This is a genomic window from Sporosarcina obsidiansis (assembly GCF_009651005.1).
Classification (GTDB): Bacteria; Bacillota; Bacilli; order Bacillales_A; family Planococcaceae; genus Sporosarcina; species Sporosarcina obsidiansis.
Window position 1 is genome coordinate 1 of the sequence record NZ_WHVW01000064.1, and the last position, 264, is coordinate 264.

Annotated in this window: 3 tRNA genes; all 3 read left to right on the plus strand. The window is 51.1% G+C overall.

Going from position 1 to position 264, the window contains the following annotated elements:
* A tRNA-Val gene (locus GD002_RS17680) sits at window positions 1-76 on the plus strand.
* 16 nt (window positions 77-92) lie between these two features.
* Window positions 93-168, plus strand: a tRNA-Thr gene (locus tag GD002_RS17685).
* 21 nt (window positions 169-189) lie between these two features.
* A tRNA-Lys gene (locus GD002_RS17690) sits at window positions 190-262 on the plus strand.
* Window positions 263-264: the final 2 nt, after the last annotated feature.

A 264-nucleotide genomic window follows, 5' to 3' on the forward strand; every position in this document is an offset into this window, starting at 1 on the left:
GGAGGATTAGCTCAGCTGGGAGAGCACCTGCCTTACAAGCAGGGGGTCGGCGGTTCGAGCCCGTCATCCTCCACCATATTTTCTACACTTTTGCCGGTGTAGCTCAACTGGTAGAGCAACTGACTTGTAATCAGTAGGTTGAGGGTTCAAGTCCTTTCGCCGGCACCATTCCATGTTTCAATTTTGTACGAGCCGTTAGCTCAGTTGGTAGAGCATCTGACTTTTAATCAGAGGGTCACAGGTTCGAATCCTGTACGGCTCACC